Below are 21,181 nucleotides of genomic sequence, written 5' to 3'. Positions count from 1 at the left end.
GTGATTACCATTGTCAGATCCGCCAGTCTGGGTATGGCGCACTCCGGCGGGCAACTGCTGCGCAGCCACTTTGCCTTTGCAGATTATCAGGACCCGCACCGTGCGCATGAGGGACGGCTGCGGGCGGTTAACCTTGGCACGCTTGCCGCAGGCGCTTCTTACCGTATTGGGCCGGAAGCAGCCGTGGACATTGTAACGTGGCTACAAAGTGGAACAGTGGCAGCGTCCATGGCTGGTTTTTCCCAAGAGGAAATTGGCGCGGGGGCATTGCACCTGATGAGCACAGGGACCGGCTGTGCAACCCTTGATTGGACGGCTGGTGCGAAGGGAGCCTCGTTTATTCAGTTCTGGTTTCTCTCTGATACAGAGGGAACAGCCCCCTTGCAGGATAGCCGTCCATCCTTTTCCAATCTTGAGGATGGCGGCTTCAGAATTATTGCATCAGGTTTTCCTGAGGATGATCCTGAGGATGATCCCGAGGATGAAGAGGCGTTTGCGGATGGTGCGCCTGTGGCCCTGAGTGCAAGTGCCCGGTTGCTCCATGCCGCAATTCCCGCAGGGGAGGGGGCGGCTTACGGCACAATGCCCGGCCGCGCCCTCTATCTTGTTGTGGTATCGGGGACCATCCGCATAGGGAAGGATGTCCTCTCTGCCGGTGATGCCGCGGCCATTAGCGAGAGCGCGGACCTGACAGTTATTGCAGACGACGCGGCTGTTGTGCTGCTGGCTGATGTGGCTGGTTAAAGATAGGCCTGACGAGCCGAGGATTAACAGCTACAACGCCCCAGACTTCTACCAACGGTAAGCTAAAGTTACAAAAATAGCCCGCCCCGGTGCCCACGAACAGGCAACACTTCTGGTGCAGACAGCAACATAGCGACGGTCGGTTATGTTGGTGCCATTGAGCTGGATGGATGTCCGTCGGTAGTCAATATGCGCAACAATGTCCCACACCAGTTGGCTGGGTACGGCAAATGTTTCTGGCAGGGAACCAGCCGTATTGCCCGTATAACGCAGCCCCCCACCTATGCCTGAGACAAGGTCAGGCAGAATATGGAAATCTCGTTTAAGGAATAGAGAAGCCATATGAGAGGGCACGGCAACAGGACGTTGGCCAATTTGCGAGGTGGTTGTGGACTTGGTTATTCTTGGGTCCTGATAGGTGAAAGACGCGAGGAAATCTATTTTCCACGGCAGGCGGCCAATGCCCTCGAATTCAAAGCCTTTGGTGCGCTGTTCCCCAGCCTGAATATCATAGGTTGAGTCTACAGGGTCTGGTGTCAGAATATTGGTTTCTACCAGATCAAAAAAGTCCGCCGTCAGCATAAAATGGTCGCCCCAAGGCGCATTCAGTGCGGGTTTGTATTTAAGACCAGCTTCAATCTGCCGTCCCCGTGTTGGCAGGAACGGGGTATTCAGACGGGTTGTACCAACCTGCGGCTGGAAAGATGTTGAATAGGCTACATAAGGAGCAAGCCCGTAAGGCGATGAATAAAGCAGGCCCACGCGACCGGTAAATGCGTTGTTTTTTTGCGGTGTTCGCAAGCCGGTCAGGTTATCGACCGTCAGGCTTTGGGTGAAATCCCCACGTCCTGACAAGGTTAAATGAAAATTGTGCCAGTCTGCCTGTTCCTGCGCATAAATGCCGGTCTGGCTTTCTGTTTCGTTTGTGTTGGTTGTTGTGCCGTAAGATGGCCAGGTAATGGCGCGGTAAACGGGGTTATACAGATCCAGCGAGGGAGCCGTACCCTGCCCACGGCGGTTCGCCAGAAAATCACTCCGGAAATCAACACCAACCAGTAATTCATGTTTGACGGGGCCGGTTTTGAGTTTGAGGTCGGACCGGGTGTCTAATGTTACATTGTTATAGTTGGCGGACTGAAGGAGCGCTTGCCGTGTAATGGTGCGCTCATCGCTGGAAAGAGCTTTCGTTGTCACAAAGCGATAATCCAGATCCAGATGAGCGTAACGCATGTTCTGGATAATACTCCAGTTGGGTAGGATCTTGTGCGTAAAGTTGTAGCCAATAGCGACCTGCCGCTTGGAATAAACGTCATAATCAGCATCGCTGGACAGAAAATCACGTGCAATACGGCCATATTTGGAGGCGGTTATTGTGCCTACGGCAGGCAGGAACTGTGCTGTGGAGCCGGCATCCAACTGCTCAAAGCTGGCGAGTATGGTAAAATCCGTCTTGTCATCCGGCTTCCATCGGAGGGAGGGGGCAACATAGATTTCGTTATTTTTGATATTTTTTGCGTAGGTGTCCGACTTGCGAATAAGACCGTTGAAGCGCCATAAAAGGGTCTTGGACGCATTGATTGCGCCACCGATATCGGCCGCCCCCTGAACGCGGCTGTAAGAGCCCGTCTGGAAATTAATCTCGTTTTTCTGTCCTGTGTTCGGGCGTTTGCTAACGGCGTTGATAATGCCGCCGAGCTGGCCAGAACCATAGAGCGCGGATGTTGCGCCACGCAGCACATCCATTTCCTCCAGCCCCCAGGGTTCTATGCTGAACGACTGGGAGGATGTTGCATCCGGGGTGCGTGTGCCATCCAGATAAATATCGGGGGAGAACCCACGGATTGTTCCAAAGTATCCTCGGGGATCATCCTTGGAGCCGTAATCCGAAACACCAGCAGCATAGCGCACGGCTTCGGAGACGCTTCGGCTGTTCAGGATCGCCATACGTTCTTGTGTGATAACGGTAATGTTCTGGGGTGTCTGCTCAATAGGGGTATCTGTTTTGGTGGCAGAAGACCCGTTGCGGGCGAGCAGACTGTGGCGGGATGCCGAGACTTCGATTGTCTCGTTTTTCCCCGGTTTGCTCGGGGATGGCTGGTGTTTGGCGGAAGGGGGATGGTCCTGCTTTGTTTGCAAGTCCTGCGGTGTTGCAGCAATGGCATGTGCTGCCAGAAGCAGCAGCGAGGAGGGGGCAAGTAAAACGGAGCGAATGGGATGCTGCATGGGCGAAGGGTGCTCCACCAAAAATGTTGACAGCCTCCATTAGTGATTGTGATAATCATTATCAACAAAATTTTTCAGGGGGTGTTCCCGTAACGTTTGGGCTACTTTTTTAACCGTATCGACCAACGGAAGAGCCCATGAGGTTTGGCAAGACCTTGCCCGCCATTCAATTTTCTATGATCAGTGCCGCGTATATGACAGTGCTGTGGGAAATATGATGCCTTTGCATCATGGCTAAAAACCGGTGGGCAGGCGTGTAGGACGTGCCTCGTAACGACAAAAAACATCGGATAACTGCGGAATACTCTTCATCAGTTCAGTGGTGATTATGGTCTGTCTATATCCTGTCATAACTATATAGCGTGTAAGAATATTATCATCATAAATGCTATTTATGATTACATGCGTAATGTATCTTGGACGCCTAATCTTTAATTGATCTAGGACAATTAAAGAGACGTCGTGGCAGGCGGTGGTTGTTTAATCCTGCATTGCTGCGGTCCCGCTATGACCTGAGAAGTTGCTTTTACTTCCATATATTTTTTGGTCATCAGTTTTGGAAAGTATCGATGCAGCATGTACATGACCCAGCGCTCCTTCTGGCGCGCTTTCAATTCGCCTTTACTGTAGGCGTCCACATTATTTTCCCCGCCTTTTCAATCGGGTTGGCGGCTTATTTGGCTGTTCTGGAAGGGCTGTGGCTCAAAACAGGACGTCCCGTATTCCTTGATCTGTACAGATACTGGATCAAGGTATTTTCAATTGTTTTTGGCATGGGTGTCGTTTCCGGGCTGGTCATGTCGTACGAATTTGGCACGAACTGGTCCATTTTTTCCAAAAAGGCCGGGCCAATTACAGGCGTGCTTCTGTCTTACGAAGTTATGACAGCCTTTTTTCTGGAAGCAGGATTTCTCGGTGTCATGCTGTTCGGTATGAACAAAGTGGGGCGTAAGCTGCACTTTGCCGCAACGTGTTGCGTATCGGTCGGCACCCTGATTTCCATGACGTGGATACTGTCTTCCAATTCATGGATGCAGACCCCGCGTGGTTACACCATAGACCCGGCTACGGGCCGGTTTATGCCAGCAGATTGGTTGGCCATTATTTTCAATCCGTCTTTTCCCTTCCGTCTTGTGCATATGGGGCTGGCAGCTTTTCTATCTGTCGCATTCATCGTGGGGGCCACGGCGGCATGGCATATGCTCAAAGCCCGTAAGGAAGGAAAAATTTCCAGCGAGCCAGTGCGGGTTATGTTCTCCATGGCCATGTGGATGGCTGCGATTGTTGCTCCGATCCAGATTATGGCGGGCGATGCGCATGGGCTGAATACCTTGAAGTATCAGCCAGCAAAAATTGCGGCCATGGAGGGGGACTGGGATTCAGAAGGTCGTGCCCCGGAGCTGCTCTTTGGTATTCCCAACATGAAGACCGAACATACGGATTATGCCGTTAAGGTGCCGCTGCTTGGCTCTCTTATCCTGACGCATAGTCTGGAGGGCAAGGTGCCGGGTATGAAGGACTTCCCCCGTGACCAGCGGCCGCCATCACCCGTGATCTTCTTTTCGTTTCGCATCATGGTTGCATTGGGTGTGCTGATGATGCTGGTCGGGTTGTGGTCCCTGTGGTTGCGGCGCAACAGCACGTTGTTCACGAACGCGACGTTCCATCGTGTCGCGCTGTGCATGGCGCCAGCTGGGTTTATTGCGCTGCTCTGTGGGTGGATTACGACGGAAGTCGGCCGCCAGCCATGGACGGTTTACGGGTTGCTGCGCACGTCAGACAGCGTGTCCCCTGTTGCCCTCTCCAGTATGGCCGTTTCGATGACAGCGTTTGTCGTGGTTTATGTGCTCGTGTTCGGGTCGGGAATGGGCATTCTGGTCCGTATGTTGGGCCATGCACCGCAGGAAGGTGAGCACGATGCCAGCGCCGACCATGCTCCTGAAATACTGGCCGCCCGTATGCATCCGGGTGTGATTGATTCCTCTTCTGGCAAAGGAGCCTGAGGCATGATGGACTTTGCATACTGGCTCCCTATTGTGTGGGCCGTCATTCTGGTGGCTGCAATTTCAATTTACGTTGTTCTGGATGGTTTTGATCTTGGGATCGGGATGCTGTTCGCACTCGAACGCCACCCGGAGCGACGGGATGTGATGGTGAACACCATTGCACCTGTGTGGGATGGTAACGAAACGTGGATGGTGCTGGGTGGTGCCGTATTGTACGGCGTTTTTCCCGGTGCATACGCTACGCTTTTGCCCGCCTTTTATCTGCCAATTGTGCTGATGTTGCTGGCACTCATTTTTCGCGGTGTGGCGTTTGAGTTCCGCGTTATGACCCGTGGAACCGGGCGTGAGAGGCTGTGGAATATCGGCTTTATGGCTGGCTCCGCTATTGCCGCCTTCTGTCAGGGGGCAATTCTGGGCGGGGTGGTGCAGGGCGTTACAGTGGTTGACGGCGCCTTTGCTGGAGGCGCGCTGGACTGGTTGACGCCGTTTAGTGTTCTGTGTGGGCTGGCTGTTATGTGCGGCTATGCGTTGCTGGGCGCTACGTGGCTGATTTGGCGCACGACTGGTGTGCTGGAGGCTTCCTGCCGCCGGTGGGCTGCCCGGCTGGCTGTGGGGCTGTTCATCGGCATTGTGGCGGTCAGCCTCTGGACGCCTATGCTCCACGCACCGTACTTACGCCGCTGGATTGACTGGCCAAACATTGTGTTTGTCGCACCTGTGCCTGTTCTGGTGGTTGTGCTTGCCTTCCAGTTTGTAATGGGGTTGCGCAAGGGGCACTCAAAAGGCCCGTTCCTATGTGCTTTGGGCTGGTTTTTTCTATGCCTGTCAGGTCTGGGCATTACGATGTGGCCCTATGTTGTGCCGCCGGGGCTAACGCTGTGGGATGTCTCCTCCCCACCATCCAGCCAGTTTTTCCAGCTGATTGGGACGGCCGTTCTGCTGCCAATCATCCTGACCTACACGATTTATTCCTACCATGTCTTTCGCGGAAAGGTGACGGAAACCGATGGCTATCACTGAGATTGTACAGGGTAACGGAGAGAATGCACCGCGCCATACCAGTGCGCGCATCGCATGGTTTGTTGTGATCTGGTCTTTAAGCACAGCCGCATTTTTTGGAGGGGCGGCCCTGCTTCATCTGATCGTGCCGAAATGAAAATGGGAGGGGCGGCTCTACCGCCCCGCCTTCCGATCCTCCAGTTCTGGAATCTGGTCTGATGCTTTTTGATTTTGAACGTGATTTTGCCGCCTCACTGCGCTGCATTCCCATGATCGCACGGCAGAAGCTTGATATTGTTGGTATAAAACTGAGCCTGAGGCAATGGAGCCGCTTCTCCCGCGAAGAGCGAGGGAGCCTTGCCGATCTTCCTTGTGAAACCGAGCAAGAACAGGCGGCTTATAGTGAACGGGTTGCCCGGCTGATTGCTCTCCGTAGCGATGAGCCATTGCGGCCTCTCGCAACACGTGGGCTCGAAGCTTGGCAAAAAGGCGCACAGATGCCCGATGCGGTTAGAATGCAGGCTCAGGCAGATGGCATAGCACCGCCGACAACCGCACAATGGGCAGCCCTTCAGCCGCTCCAACGTTTTGCGCTAGTCAAGCTTGCTCGTTCGAAACATGAAAATGAAAACTTTGTGCCCGCAATGAGGGAGTTCGGACTTTTGCCGCCTCATGCCGGACTTTTGCACAATGCTGATCCATCCATCAATCCATCACAGGCCCCGTCTGCTCATGGACACCTTCCAAACTGAACAAAAAGTCAAAAGGGTTTAAAATATGAGCAACGATAAAAAGCCTGAATACAAACCCTACCATCATCCAGCCGGAGGGTGGGGAGCTGCCGGGGCAACGGCAAAAGTGCTGATGGAACAGAGCGTTCTGGTTAAAGGCTCCCGTGGGCTTTTGGCGATGAATCAGCCGGGTGGTTTTAAATGCCCAAGTTGCGCATTCCCAGACCCTGATCATCGCAAGACGCTGGAGTTTTGTGAAAACGGGGCCAAGGCTCTTGCGCATGAAGCAACCAAGGCGCGTGTGACGCGTGAGTTCTTTGAGCAATACACCGTTACAGAACTCATGCAAAAAAGCGATTACTGGCTGGAAATGCAGGGACGCCTGACCGAGCCAATGCGTTACGATGCACAGAGTGACCGCTATGTGCCGGTGGAGTGGGATGACGCATTTGCTCTGATCGGCCAGCACCTGCGTAGCCTCGACAGCCCACATCAGGCCGAGTTTTATACGTCTGGACGAACAGCAAACGAAACAGCGTTCCTTTACGCCATATTTGTCAGGGAATTCGGGACCAACAATTTTCCCGACTGTTCAAATATGTGCCATGAGCCAACCAGCCGTGGCCTGCCACCCGCCATAGGGATCGGCAAGGGCACGATTGTTATGGGCGATTTTGAACATGCCGAAGCGATATTTGTTATAGGGCAGAATACCGGCACCAATTCGCCCCGTATGATGACAAATTTGGTTGAGGCCCGTAAACGTGGGGTGCCTATTGTTCTGATTAACCCCATGCCAGAACGTGCGTTGATCCGCTTTACGGAGCCACAGGACGTTCTTCAGATGGGCACGTTCGGCTCAACCCCCATTTCCAGCGAATTTGTGCATGTGCGCATAGGCGGCGACCTTGCTATTTTCAAAGGCATCATGAAGGTCCTATTTGAGGCGCAGGATCGTGGAGAGAAGGCGCTGGACCTTGACTTCATTCATGAGCACACGGCGGGAATGGAAGCCGTGCGTGAGGAGGTCATGCAGTGTAGCTGGGAGGATATTACCCGTATTTCGGGTATTGCTGAGGAGCAGATCCGTCGGGTTGCGGATATTTATATCAAGTCCAATGCGACCATCATCTGTTACGGTATGGGCCTCACACAGCATCAGGAAGGGTCCCGTCTGCTCCAGCAGGTTGCAAACCTTCTTCTCTTGCGAGGGAATTTTGGTAAGCCGGGGGCCGGTATTGCTCCGATCCGCGGCCATTCAAACGTGCAGGGCGACCGGACGGTTGGGATTGATGAAAAACCGACCGATGCTTATCTGGACCGTGTAAGGGACGCTTTTGGGTTTGAACCACCGCGAGGGCATGGCCACCATGTGCTGGAGGCGCTGGAAGCGATGGAAGCCGGAACAGCTAAGGTCTTTTTTGGTATGGGCGGTAATTTTATTCAGGCCGTGCCAGATACCGAGCGTTCCTATGCCGCTATGAGAAAATTGAATTTGACAGTTGGCGTGGCAACCAAACTCAATAGGGGGCATCTGGTGCATGGCAAGGATGCGCTTATTCTCCCTGTTGTTGCCCGTTCCGAAATTATTCGTACGGAAGCGGGAGAGCAGTTTGTCACGATTGAAGATGCTATGGCAAATGTTACGGCATCGCGCGGGGTGTTTGAGCCTGTAACAGAGCATGTGCGACCGGAGACGGAAATTGTATGCCGGATGGCCATGGCAACGCTTCCAGCCTCCCGCACGCCGTGGGCGCAGTATATGGTCGATTACACGCTGATCCGCGACAAGATTGCCGAGGTTTACCCCGAAATTTATGCTGATTTTTCAGAGAAAATTAAAAATCCGCATGGTTTCCATCTGGATATTCCTCCGCGTCGCCGCGTATGGAAAACACCCAATGGTAAAGCGAACTTCCTTGTCTTGCCGGGGCTGGAGGTTAATGAACCAGTCAGCGATAAGGGTATGTTACGGCTGGCGACCATTCGCTCGCATGACCAGTATAATACAACCATTTATAGTAATAGTGACCGTTACCGGGGGGTGTACAATACTCGTCTCGTCATCTTCATGAACAAGGATGATATGACCGAACGCGGACTGAAAAATGGTGATACGATTGGTTTGGAAACCTGTAGTGAAGACGGGGTAAGGCGTTATGTTGATGGCCTGAATGTACTGGATTATCCGATGCCGCGAGGCGCCATAGCGGGATACTATCCTGAACTTAATCCGTTGTTGCCGATGGGGTATTTTGACGAGATCAGTGGCACACCGGCCGCCAAATCCATACCGGTTAAGGTCGTGGAGAGTGTTGCATCTGCGCCCCCTATCCGGATAGCTGGCTGACAGGTCAGGCGGCCATAAGAGATGATGCCAATATTCGTGCAGGTATCTCTGTGGCCGCCTGATAGCCAGACCCAGCCTTATTTTTCTGGTTTGTCCTTGTTTTTATCTTGTGGTTTTCTGTCTCCTGTTACCCCACTATGGGAGGGTGGGTCACTGGCAGGGAAGCTGTCATCAAGCGTATCGTCCAGCTTTTCTTCCTCAGCCTGTTTTTTCTTGTTTTTGTCGATCATGGCGCGACCTCATGCATATTCTACGTGGGAACATAGGGAAGGTGGAGCAGGCCTGCATCCACCAGCGGTTCTGTTGGTCGTCTTAAGAGAACGCTGAGGTCGCTAAAGTTTTCCACAAAGCAGAGATAAATTTTTAAATTGTTTTTGCTGCCCAAACGGTCAGGTGTTTAGGCTGTAAAAAATTGGCTAAGGCCAATGGCCCGTAAAGCGCGGCGATAGGCAATGGAGCTGCGGTCTGCCATCACATGCACTTCCAGACTGGCATCAAGAGGCAGATTTTCAGGTTTTTGCGCTTCAACCAGAGCGCGATCCTCTTCAAACACACGGCGGTTGAAGTCATAAACATCCTGTAAGGGAATGTCTTTGTCAAAGTTTCTGCACATAGGGGCAAACATGCGTGTTTTTCGGGCAGAGACGGGGGAGGCTGCGTTCATGATGACTAGCCTTCCATCGTCAGGGAAGTGTATCTCCAGTGTTGCTGTGAACGGGACATGAACCCGAAAGTGCCGTAACCACTCAAAGCCGGTCCTGTTCCGCTCCGGTCGGCCAATTGGGTAATTTGCAACGCTGCTGCGATATTCGGCTTCAAAACCATAAGGCGTGATCTGGGGCATGTAAGCGGGCACCACAGGGTTGTCGGGGTCAGCAAATGTTTCTGTATGCACAAACGCAAAATGGGCCACGTCTATAAAGCCTTCGACCTGCCGCCCGGCAAATCCGGCAATATCAATCCACGGGCAGTTGATCTGCTGGTAAGTGGGATCATCCCAGTGAGGTATGGGGGGAATGGCGGTTTTGCCTTCTTCAGGCCTCAGGCATGTCCAGATGAGTCCATAACGCTCAACCACTGGGTAGGTATGCAGGTTAAGGCGGGAGGGAATACCCTTGTCTGGGTGTGCCGGAATGCGAACACAGCGCCCTTTTTCTCCAAAGCGGAAGCCATGGTACGCACACGCTACTGTTTTGCCGTCTCCTTTACCCATACTCAAGGGAACCCCACGATGGGGGCAGAGGTCATCGGCCACAATAATACTCTCGGCCGTGCGATAAATGACCAGAGGAGCATCCAGCAAAGTAACCCCTAACGGCTGATCCCCTACCTCGCGCGCCAAAGCAATGGGGTGCCAGTAAGAGGCCAGAATAAGCCAGTCATCCACATTGAACGTAAGGTCACGGGGGAGGCGGGATTCAGGGGAAGGGGGGCGCACCTGCACTGTCATGACTTGAACTCCTGATAAGGAGGAAAAGGGGGGAATATCTCTTCGTCCGTCTTGCAGACTATTTCATAACCGATATGTTATCGGATATATCTGTTTTGGGCAGGTAGCATTCTCAAACTGAGAACGGTCAATATGAACCCTTTTTCACGCTTTTTAACGTATTTTATGGCCGTTGCGCGTCATGGTTCCATTCGCAAGGCATCGGAGGAGCTTAGAATTGCGGCCTCTGCAATTGATAGGCATATTATTTTGGGGGAGCAGTCTCTCCAGACGCCATTATTCGAACGTCTTTCCACCGGTATGCGCCTTACTACGGTGGGAGAACTGCTTTATGCCCATGCCAACCGATGGACCCGAGATTTTGATAACCTAAGCCGCCAGATTGATGACCTGAAAGGCTTAAACCGCGGGCATGTGGACATTCTGGCGCCAGAGGCTCTGGCCAGAGCATTCCTGCCTAAACTGGCAACCCAACTCAAAGAGCATTACCCGGGAATAGTTCTGAACATTCATATTCATGACAACGCCGAGCTTGGGCAGCGCCTGTTTAATGGTGAAGGAGAACTCGCGTTTATTTTGGACCCGGAGGAGGCACGAGACTTGCAACTGCGTGCGGTGCGTGCGTTCCCATTAGGTGTTGTAAGTCAAATAAACCATCCTGTTGCGACACAAAAAACGGCACGCTTTTCCGCGTGTGCTGAATATCCTGTTATTGTGCCTGCGGAACCACTGGCTCTTGCAACTGTATTTAAAAAGCTGGAAACAAAAAGCCTGATCAATGTTTGTGAAGTTGTGACGGCCAATAATGTACAAATGATAACATCTCTTGTGAAAACTGGTATTGGCATCAGTATTTTAAGCTATCTGGATGTTATGGACGATGTGAAGCTGGGGCAGGTCGCGTTTACGCCGCTTGTGGGAACAGGCATAGCCCCTTTAAAGCTAGGGCTGGTGCATGATCGGACCCGCCCATTATCTGCCATGGCACGACGTATAGCCGATAGTGTGGAAGCAGAGTGGAGGATGGAAGAGTAATGCTAGGTTATTTTAGGTAAAACTACGCTCGCTTGGGTGGTCTCTTGTTCTAAGAACACGCCCATAAGCATGATGGCCGAAATCTTCAGCATATTGTCCGTTTTTCCATGCAAATTTACCGTTGATCATGACAAGTTTGACCACATTTTCAGGGCGGTTAATGACCTGTTTGCAGTCCAATGCCTGACGATAAACAAAGCGGTATGTTTTCTCGGGGTTCCATTTTTGTAGAGCTTGCGGGTCAATAATACAAATATCGGCTTGCACACCAACGCGAATGTTCCCGGCGTTGAGGTTGAAGAATTCGGCGGGAAGGCTCGTTAACTTTTTAACGGCCTGCGCAACGCAAGATAGACTTGTTTGCTGCGCAATTTTAAAAAAACGCAGGTTCCCATCATAAAACCCAATGTTGGCAAGGTGTGCTCCAGAGTCATTAAAACCCGGAAGCGTTTGTTTACTAAACAGAATATTTTTTAGGACTGTGCTGTCTGCATTGGCAATGGTTGTTTCCCATCGTAGTCGGGTGTCCCATACTCGTAAGAGGTGTAGGAGAAATTCCGCTTCATCTTTTATCGGATTTAAGAAAGTCGCAAAAAAATCTTCTTCATCTTGATGGCGGACAGTCGAAAAATTTATTCCAGACTGCCATGCGCGCAGCCGCTGGTAAGGTTTTTGCAAAGATTGCCCTATCCAGTGGTTTAGTGGGCAATCTGCTACAATCATATCATTCAGGTTGCGCGTGAGAACGGTATTTTCCAGACGCAAACGTTGCAGCAAACCGGGGAAAGACCATTTGTTCCGCCCCGTAAGCCACATTTTTTTAAATGCTTTAATCCATGCTGGATTACTCAAGATTTGCAGGCGTCCCTGAACATCGTCTGCTTCCAGTTCATTAAGAACTCGCAGTTCAGGAATTTCATCCGCAATCGGGTTAATAACACCGTCACTCCATATTCGAAAAGAAGCTGATAAAGCCTGAAAATTAAAATGCCCGTTCAATATTCTGGAATTAAGAAGGTAGGACAGAAGCAGGCAGAGATATTTGGCAGACTGATTGGTTTTTAGATCCAAAGCCGCCAGAACCGTTGTCTTGAGTGGGGAACCATAAAGGCGGCCACTTGTTAGCAAGAAACTACGCACTGCGGAAAATACGTTATCTTTAGGAGGTGTCGCCTGCCAGACGCGGCCATGGCGTCGTACAACTTGCGTCAGGCGCGCCAGTTCCCGGAAATTGGCATACTGCGTAGGAATCTTTTTCTTTTTGTTGGGGCTGTTGGCTAGAAAATGGAAAGGCAGAGCATCGGTGGACAGGCCGATGTAACCTTGAGCCATACCAGCCTCAAGCAACCGTTCCATGTGCTGTTGTTCCTGCTGGGAGGGTGGTCGGGTTATAGCGCCCTCAAGGCCCATAACAGCAATTCTAAGCATGGAGTGGGGAATAAGAGGGGCAACGTTAGGCCCCATCGGCAGGCTATCCAGATGAGTGAGATAATCTTGCGAGTTTGTCCATGTGCAAGTGTCTGCTACCCGGCTTAAAACCGATTTAGGCATGTTCTCGACGCGTGCAAAACAATCTACAATCGGGTCCTCTCCGCCTGAGCGTTGATGACCATAGGTAATACCAATAGAGCAGTTGCCAATAATAACTGTTGTTGTGCCGTGGCGCACAACTTCTGGTAATTCTGGGGCTAATTCCAGCTCCAGATCACAGTGGGTATGAATATCCAGCAGGCCGGGCATAACCCATAAGCCGTGGCAGTCAATTTCCTTGGCGTCTGTTTCGGCTTCAAGCGCTTGGCCAATTTTTACGATAATGCCATTTTCAACAATGACATCGGCAACAAAAGGCGGCCCTCCGTACCCGTCAAATACAAGACCATTGCGGTAAATGACATGGTGCATGTTTGCCTCCGTGTGGAAAGCACTGGAGGCAAGGGAGGGCCTGCAATCGACGTAAAAAACTGCTCAAGTGCTTTGCTTGCGTTTGTACAACACACAAAGAGTGCTAAAGTTTCCTGCCATGGAAGTGTCTCCCTAACGCAAGCCAGTGGGGCTGTTCCAAAGGCTGAAAGAGGGAGGTGCTTTATGAGCCAAGTCTGGCAGCCACCTTTTTCTCTATAGGGGAGATGTCGTGGCGATGACTGGTCAGTGCCAAGTGCTCCTGAGACTTCAGCCGGAACTGGCTGACAAGTTGAGCAAGATCATCCGCCATGGTGGAAAGGTTATGACTTGCTGCCGCGCTTTGTTCTGCGATGGCCGCATTTTTTTGTGTCGTAACCTGCATGTCATCCATGGCCATGTTCAATTGGGAGATGTTGGCAGATTGTTCTGACGCAGCCGCGGCAATATTGGAGACAAGTTCATTAATGGCGCCGACCTGGTCAGCAATGCGCTGCAAAGCATTCCCGGTTTCACGCACAAGTGCTACGCCCGTTTTAACCTGACTACTGGAACGGCTGATCAGATCAGAAATTTCCTTACCAGCATCAGCCGAACGCTGGGCAAGAACACGTACTTCGCTGGCAACGACAGCAAAGCCACGCCCCACATCACCCGCTCGGGCGGCCTCTACGCTGGCATTGAGTGCCAGAATATTCGTCTGGAAGGATAGGTTATTAATAATATCAACAATATTTGTAATTGCTGCTGAGGAGGCCTCAACCTTGTTTATGGCGTCAATCGTGTCTTTAACAACAGTGGAGGAGTGTGCTGCATCAGTTTGCGTTGTATTGACCAGACTATGGGCTTTTTGAGTTTCATCCGTTGTCTGTTTGACACGCTGCGTGATCAGTTGTAACGCGGCTGAGGTTTCTTCCAGCGTTGCGGCTTGCTGCTCAGTGCGGCGGGAGAGGTCATCGGCGCTTTGCCTTATCCCTTCCGCATTGGCCATAACATCTGTTGTATTGGCGGATATCCGCCCCATAGTATTGGCAAGTTGGCTTGCCATGCTGTTAAAGTTCTGTTTCAGAACCTCGGCACGTTCTGGTAGGGGCTGTTGGATACGGTATGTCAGGTCGCCTTTGGCTAGAGCTGCCAGCGCTTCATTAATGACGTCAATAATATTGCGGTCTTCCTGCGCCCGTTGCTCTCGTTCTGCCTGTGCAGCCGCACGCGCATCCTCTGCTTGTTTGTTAAGGTGTGTAAAGTAATGGTAAATGACAACAGAAATGTCAGATAAGACGGACTTGACCAGAAGGTTGACCGAACGTTCTCTATTGGCACCAAAACGAGGTTTGTGGTCCAGATAACTGTTGACCAGACCCGCTACATATTCTGAATAGACTTGGCTCAGGTAGCGGATGTAATCAACACTATCTGCCAGACGGTTGGCTATTTTTTCTTGAACAGTAAAATAGGAATCACAAAAATCGCCTTTTGCAATATACGCGAATTTTTGCTCTTCTTGGGCTAACGCATCAGCGGGCATTCTGGTTAATGTTGCATCTGCTGCCTGATATGCACGAAGAAGAATGTTTTCCAGATCTTTTTGGATAAGAGACCATGTTTTCTGCCCAGTAGCTTGGTCATCCATGTTCCATGAAGGTAGTGCTTTATGCAGATCCATGAGGAGTTCCCTAAATGGTTTGTCGGCTCACCTAGATAGCTACTATGACCAAGTGAGCAGGCCGCGACAGGTTCGTTCTGACAGGGTTTTATGAGTGTTTCCGCAGAATAAGGAATTTACTTATTTCGGGCATATGGAGATGAAAGAGAGGTTTATGGGTTTCTCCTTGCTGTGGTTTAGTTTTTTTAATTTCTGCGAGACGGTTTTATTGATCGAGAGGTGATTATTAATAATTAAGGTATCCATATTTCGTCATGCATTGGGCATGTTTCTACACTTTCTATAATATTTCAGAATAACCACACGGGAATGCTGGAGGGACTGCATTTTGGAAAATAGATGCTGACATATCGGCTTACCGGTTGTTGTGTAGCGTTTTTTTTGCCCTATGTGAATTTTATAAGCACAACAACACGGGAATGTGTAAAACATTTCCATTTGGATAGAATTCAATTTATAAACAAAACATAGTAATATATAAGTGAAGTTTTATGATTTCGTTCAAAAAATCATATACAAGTTATATTTTTACTATTCGGCATATAACAGCATGTGTGTTTTTGTCATCTTCCATTAAAATGGGCTGGCCTAAATCTATGGCGATCCCGTCAAGTGTCATTGAAACAGCACCATAGGAGATATGATCTGGGTTAATGATCCTGATCTGATACTTTGTTTCTTTCCATAGAAAATCGATTTCGTATTCTGACCACATAGATGGGATATGAGGTGCAATGGAAAGTTGGTTCCCCTCGACCTGCAACCCCAATATGGTTTCAAGCCCAACGCGCTGCATCCACGCGGCAGATCCAGTGTACCAGGACCAACCCCCTCGACCGATGTGGAGCGGGGATGAATACACATCGGCAACAACAACATAGGGTTCTGTTTTATACCGTTTTGCACTCTCCTCATCGCGAGCATGATGGATTGGGTTCAGTGTTGCAAACATGGCGTAAGCGGCATCACCGTCTCCCAGAAGGGCTGTGGCCATGACCGTCCAGAGGGCGGCATGCGTATATTGCCCCCCGTTTTCCCTAATGCCCGGGGGATATCCACGGATGTAGCCGGGATCTGGCTCTGATTGATCGAACGGAGGCGTTAAAACCATGATGAGTTCGTCCTCCAGATTGACAAGCTGTTCCTGAACCGATCGCATGGCCTGCTGTGCATAAGTGGGTGAACCAGCGCCCGAGATCACAGCCCATGATTGTGCGATGGCATCAATCCGTCCTTCAGAGTTGGTCTTGCTGCCCAGAGGAGAGCCGTCATCAAAGTAGGCCCGTTTATACCATGCGCCATCCCATGCCTGCTTTAGTGCTACTTCAAGGTCTTTCAGAACATCCTGCCATTTGTTCACATGCTCTGTATCCTGCCTTGCCTGCGCCAGTGGTAGCCAGGCGGAGAGGGTAGTGTGGAGGAACCAGCCCAGCCATACGCTTTCACCTAGTCCTTTTTCTCCCACCCGGTTCATGCCGTCATTCCAGTCTCCGGTGCCCATAAGGGGAAGGCCGTGAGCACCTCTTTTCAGGCTGTGGTCGAGGGCCAGAGTGCAGTGCGTGTAAAGAGAGGCTGATGCGCTGGAGATTTCTGGCTGAAGGAAACGTTCATGTTCGTCGTTCCCCAGAGCCGGGGCTTCGAGGAATGGAATGTCTTCGTCCAGAACAGTTATGTCGCCACTTACACGCACATAGTGGGCCACGGTATAGGCAAGCCATACGCAATCGTCAGAAATTTTTGTACGAACACCGTTTCCTTTCTGTGGGAGCCACCAGTGCAGGACATCCCCTTCCATGAACTGATGAGAGGCGGCCCGGATCAGATGCTCGCGAACAAGTTGCGGCGCCGCTAGAGCCAGAGCCATGCCGTCCTGTAGCTGGTCCCGGAACCCGTAGGCTCCACTGGCCTGATAAAATCCTGCACGCGCCCATATGCGGCTGGATAGGGACTGGTACAGGAGCCAGCCATTCAGCAGGATATTTATGCTGCGGTCAGGTGTCCGAACTTGCACGGTGCGGGTCATACGGGCCCAAAGGTTGTGCACTTCTGCCAGAATGTGGTCCAGATCGGCTGTTCGATAACGCTTCACCATCTGGCGGGCGTGTTGAACATTGGCACCTTGCCCAAGCAGGCAGACGACCTCGGCACTTTCTCCGGGTTCGAGTTTGATGATTGTTTGCAATGCCGCACAGGGGTCAATGCCCGCGCCAATTATGCCCTCTAGCGCCCCGCCAAGAACGATGGCTCTAGGGGCGGAAAGGTTGCCGTTGCGGCCAATAAAGGCACTCCTGTCATCCGTAATGGATGTCTGCTGGTTTGCCATATCGGCAAAGGCGACCCGTTCGCCAAAGGTCTCATTCCATTTGTTTCGCGCAAACAACGCGCCCGTGTCTGTATCCTGTTCTGTGTAATAAATGGTGCCGTGGCGCTACGGTTCTGCCCCAGAACCCACTCCGTATAGGCTGTGACCCTTAGAATGCGCGAGCGGGTTGTGGTGTTGGTCAATGTTAGTCTGGAAATTTTGATGGGGTCTTCAGGAGGCACATACTGGATTAAGGTCGTTGCAATGCCGTTGGCGTGGCGGTCGAAGCTACTGTAGCCGAAGCCATGTCGGCAGACGTAAACGGCATTGTCATCCGGGCAGATGGCGGCGAGAGGGGACCAGAATTCCCGTGTATTTTCATCGCAAATATAAAAGGCTTCTCCAGTCGGGTTGGTTACCGGGTCATTAGACCAAGGTGTTAGCTGGTTTTCCTTGCTGTTGTCTGCCCACGTGTAGCCACTACCTTCTGCCGCAACCTGAAAGCCAAAATGGGGGTTGGAAATAACGTTTACCCACGGTGCCGGCGTGCGGGTCTTGCCGTGCAGGATAATGGCGTATTCTCGTCCATCAGATGTAAAGCCCCCATAGCCGTTTTCCATTTCAAGTGTGGGTAGATTTGGGTTTTCTTTCGGTCCTTGGAATGCATGGCAGCGGAGTAATGTGCTCCGTAAGGCCTTTGTGTGCAGTGGTATTTCAGCCTGCGTTATCTGGTATTGCAAACTCCCTTTTTTCCCTGTCAGAACAATGTAAGCGACCGAGAAAATCAGGTTTCTGGTTGTGGTGGACATAAGCGCACCGCGTAGCAGGTGAATGTTTTCTGTTCCGCCGGAGGAGCGGACCAAAGCCTCAAGCGCATGTTGCAAATCTTCCGCGTAGGAGGTGGGATGGTCGTTCAGAATAACCAGATCAAATGCCAGTCCTTTGCTCCGCAGGTAGTCATGTGCGGTCAGCAACGTCCGAGCGAGTTCAAAATCCTCACTTTCCGCAATAACCAGAAGCAGGATTGGCAAATCGCCGGAGATTCCTTGCCCCCATAGGTCTGCCTGCTTGCCCGCGCCACGCTGTATGTTACTGACCGAAGAGCGTAATGCCGGGCCGGGGAATATAAGATGGGCAGCCAGTTGCTGGAACAGGTCTGCCTGTGCTGGACGGATATCGAGATGCCTTAAATGGATTTGGGCACGGGTCCATGCCAGTGTCAGAGCGCGGTCAAGGTCTGCTGCGTCCTGATGTCGTTCAAGGCTGTGTATGAGCGCTGCGCGACTAGGCGCAACAATGGTCCAGAATGAAATGTGCTGCGTAGTGCCGGGAGGGATGGCAAGCGTTGCACGGGCGGCAAAAATTGGGTCCAGCACTGTGCCGGTTGAACCGGAGAGGTCTTGTGGCCCAGTAATGGCAATTGGTGTCCGCGTATCCCGTCCACGACCAATAAATTTTTCCCGGTCTGTTTCGATGGAAATATTATGACCGCCAATAATCAGGTGGGCGGCCCATATTTCAGCATCCGAAGGAGATCTCCGCCGGCGTGTTGCAATAATGGCGTTGCATGAGGGAAGATATTCCGTCTGGATGAACATTTTGGCAAAGGCCGGGTGGGCTATGTCCATATCAGGTGAGCATAACGCAAGCTCGGCATACGATGTTACGTCAATGCTGAGCGCTGATGAGCCAGAATTCCTGATGGAAACACGCCGGAGTTCCGCGTCGTCCTCGGCTGAGACCAGAACATCCAGCGTTGTGGTCAGATTGCGGTCCTGGCGTGAGAAGGTCGCACGGTCTTCTTTGAATATGACGTCATAATGCTGGACATCCGTACCAGCAGGTTGCTGCCCGGCGGTCCAGAAGTGCTGGCTACCAGTGTGCTGTATATAAATATAACTTCCCCAATTGTCACACGTGGGGTCCTGCCTCCAGCGGGTTACAGCCTGATTGCCCCATTTGCTGTATCCTGAGCCCGCAGCGGTCAGCATAACGCTGTAGCGACCGTTTGACAGAAGATGAGTGACCGGCGTGTTTGTTTTGGCTGTTTGCACATGCCGACCGCCGGGCTGCAACTGCGCGGTTTGAAGTGCAGGGACAAATTTTTCTTCTTTAAGAGGAGTTATAATGGCGCCGCGGGTAGGGGGACGTTCCTGCAGAAGTAAATCCGCTGCTCCAATCATGGGTTCAGCATGAAAGCGTGCCCGCATCACACCTTTTAGCACTGTGTCGGCTATTGCAAGAATGGTCATGCCTTGGTGATGCGCCATATACGACCGGATGATGGAGACAGACTTTCCGGGCGACAGGCGCGTTTTTGTATAATCGAGCGCTTCGTAAAATCCGTAAGTGCCTTGGGCGCCAGCTTGTTGTAGCGCCAGAAAGTTGTCCGCAGCCTGTTGGGCGTCAACCATTGCGGCCAGAGCGGTTGCATAGGGCGCTACGACCAGATCCAGCGCCAAGCCACGTTTGATACCAAGACCCGGTACGCCAAAATTGGAGTATTGGTAATTGTAGTCGAGGTCTCGGGCGTTATAAGCTGATTCTGAAATGCCCCAAGGCACTCCACAAAATCGTCCATATTCGATCTGCCGCTGGACGACCTGACGGCTGGTTTCTTCAAGAAGGCTGTCAAAAGGTGCGGCCATAATAAGAGATGGCATCAGATATTCAAACATGGAACCGGACCACGAGACCAGTGCAGCTCCATGAGCAACAGCGGCAAGAGGTCTGCCGAGGCGGAACCACTTCCAGGCGGGGATGTCTTCCTTTGCAATGGCAAAGAACACCGCAAGACGCGCTTCTGATGCCAAAAGGTCATAACAGTTGTTGTCCAGAGTGCCTTCGTTGACGGAAAAACCAATGGAGAGCAGCTTGCGTTCGCTATTCCGTAAAAAACCAAAATCCATAGCCAACGCCATGGTGCGTGCGCATTCAGCAATTGCGTGAAGTTGTTCGTAAAGGAGAGGTTCTGCTTCCATATCCTTACGTTCACTTTGAATGCAGTCCCGTGCAGCACGGAGCCAGAAGAGGAGGGTATCCGTTTTGGTTCCCGGAGGGGGAAGATTCTCCGCACTACTCGTCGCTGTTTTTTTGTTAAATAGATGCGCCCATTCTTCCGCCCGGCTAATGAGCATCTGTACTCGATGGATCAGCATGACCTGACTGGCATGGTCACTTTTCAGGTCATGCAAAAGTGTTGCGATGAGGTAAGATAGTTCGGAGAGTTCAAAAGTATTCTCATCAGAGCGGATATTTTCGAGCGCCAGAGTCAGGGCGTCTCGCATACCGAGTTTCCATGTATCGGTTCGTCGTCCTGCCTGTGTCCACTCTTCGCAGGCGCGGGCGAGTGTGATCAGGTGGCCAGCAAGGTTGCCGCTATCCACAGTTGAGACATAAATGGGAGGTAATGGTGAAAGCGTTTTTGTATTATACCAGTTATAAAAATGTCCTCTAAAACGTGGAAGTTGTTGCATAGTGTTAAGGGTCATGTTCAGCCGCGATGCGGCATCGGCAAGGCCAATCCACCCAAAATCGCAAGCTGCGGCCACGGATAGAAGGTACAGTCCCATATTTGTGGGAGATGTTCGGTGCGCTATAAGAGGTTCAGGTGTTTCCTGAAAGTTATCCGGTGGCAACCAGTGATCTGCTTCCGAAACGAATGTTTCAAAATAACGCCATGTTCTGCGTGCCTGCATACGCATAAAAACACTTTCGGCATCAGTCGCTTCCAACCTACGGGCAGAGGCGCTGTACTGGCTTGTTTTCCACGCAAT

General features: G+C 51.6%; 13 protein-coding genes and 1 pseudogene. 7 read left to right on the top strand and 7 right to left on the bottom strand.

The features are described from left to right. A complete protein-coding gene (locus AGA_RS09275) occupies positions 1-744 on the top strand; it encodes a pirin family protein (RefSeq protein WP_059023992.1) in 744 nt (247 codons plus the stop codon). A 48-nt stretch (positions 745-792) separates the two neighbouring features. Here AGA_RS09275 and AGA_RS09270 read toward each other — a convergent pair whose 3' ends face one another. After that, the gene (locus tag AGA_RS09270) at positions 793-2,967 is read right to left on the bottom strand and encodes a TonB-dependent siderophore receptor (protein WP_059023990.1); all 2,175 of its coding nucleotides are present in this window, start codon (positions 2,965-2,967) and stop codon (positions 793-795) included. A gap of 569 nt (positions 2,968-3,536) precedes the next feature. Between AGA_RS09270 and AGA_RS09265 the strand changes: the two genes are divergently transcribed. From AGA_RS09265 to AGA_RS09250, 5 genes are all read left to right on the top strand, one after another. Then, positions 3,537-4,970 (top strand): cytochrome ubiquinol oxidase subunit I, encoded by a 1,434-nt coding sequence (locus AGA_RS09265; RefSeq protein WP_059023988.1) that lies wholly within the window; start codon positions 3,537-3,539, stop codon positions 4,968-4,970. Between the two features lie 3 nt (positions 4,971-4,973). Further along, complete coding sequence (gene cydB, locus AGA_RS09260) at positions 4,974-5,993, top strand: cytochrome d ubiquinol oxidase subunit II (RefSeq protein WP_059023986.1); 1,020 nt, start codon at positions 4,974-4,976, stop codon at positions 5,991-5,993. Further along, complete coding sequence (locus tag AGA_RS13750; protein ID WP_157065340.1) at positions 5,980-6,129, top strand: DUF2474 domain-containing protein; 150 nt, start codon at positions 5,980-5,982, stop codon at positions 6,127-6,129. Before cydB ends, AGA_RS13750 begins: the two co-directional genes overlap by 14 nt. A 61-nt stretch (positions 6,130-6,190) precedes the next feature. Then, positions 6,191-6,724, top strand: a complete 534-nt coding sequence (locus AGA_RS09255) for a nitrate reductase associated protein (RefSeq protein ID WP_059023984.1) — start codon at positions 6,191-6,193, stop codon at positions 6,722-6,724. 25 nt (positions 6,725-6,749) lie between these two features. After that, on the top strand, positions 6,750-9,053 hold the full coding sequence (locus AGA_RS09250) for an FdhF/YdeP family oxidoreductase (protein ID WP_059023982.1): 2,304 nt from the start codon (positions 6,750-6,752) through the stop codon (positions 9,051-9,053). Between the two features lie 77 nt (positions 9,054-9,130). Here AGA_RS09250 and AGA_RS13845 read toward each other — a convergent pair whose 3' ends face one another. Next, on the bottom strand, positions 9,131-9,283 hold the full coding sequence (locus AGA_RS13845; RefSeq protein WP_172793734.1) for a hypothetical protein: 153 nt from the start codon (positions 9,281-9,283) through the stop codon (positions 9,131-9,133). Between the two features lie 167 nt (positions 9,284-9,450). After that, the gene (locus AGA_RS09245) at positions 9,451-10,503 is read right to left on the bottom strand and encodes an aromatic ring-hydroxylating dioxygenase subunit alpha (RefSeq protein ID WP_059023979.1); all 1,053 of its coding nucleotides are present in this window, start codon (positions 10,501-10,503) and stop codon (positions 9,451-9,453) included. A 132-nt stretch (positions 10,504-10,635) separates the two neighbouring features. Here AGA_RS09245 and AGA_RS09240 point away from each other — a divergent pair, with 132 nt between their 5' ends. Beyond that, positions 10,636-11,538: a LysR family transcriptional regulator gene (locus tag AGA_RS09240; protein ID WP_059023977.1), complete on the top strand. Its 903-nt coding sequence runs from the start codon at positions 10,636-10,638 to the stop codon at positions 11,536-11,538. 12 nt (positions 11,539-11,550) lie between these two features. On the opposite strand, the gene AGA_RS09235 is transcribed toward AGA_RS09240, so the two are convergent. The 4 genes and pseudogenes from AGA_RS09235 to AGA_RS14150 all read right to left on the bottom strand — a co-directional run. After that, a complete protein-coding gene (locus AGA_RS09235; RefSeq protein ID WP_059023976.1) occupies positions 11,551-13,440 on the bottom strand; it encodes an N-acyl-D-amino-acid deacylase family protein in 1,890 nt (629 codons plus the stop codon). Between the two features lie 181 nt (positions 13,441-13,621). Next, the gene (locus tag AGA_RS09230; protein WP_059023975.1) at positions 13,622-15,103 is read right to left on the bottom strand and encodes a methyl-accepting chemotaxis protein; all 1,482 of its coding nucleotides are present in this window, start codon (positions 15,101-15,103) and stop codon (positions 13,622-13,624) included. 520 nt (positions 15,104-15,623) lie between these two features. Beyond that, entirely contained in the window at positions 15,624-15,899 is a 276-nt protein-coding gene (locus AGA_RS14485) for a glycosyl hydrolase family 65 protein (RefSeq protein ID WP_408735973.1), read from the bottom strand. Beyond that, positions 15,879-20,213 (bottom strand): annotated as a pseudogene (locus tag AGA_RS14150) (GH36-type glycosyl hydrolase domain-containing protein); the annotation flags it as partial. The pseudogene AGA_RS14150 and the gene AGA_RS14485, both read right to left, overlap by 21 nt. Positions 20,214-21,181 lie beyond the last annotated feature (968 nt).

The sequence above is a fragment of the Acetobacter ghanensis genome, assembly GCF_001499675.1.
Lineage (GTDB): Bacteria > Pseudomonadota > Alphaproteobacteria > Acetobacterales > Acetobacteraceae > Acetobacter > Acetobacter ghanensis.
Note: the sequence above shows the minus strand (reverse complement) of the source record. Positions and strands in the feature narration are given on the sequence as shown.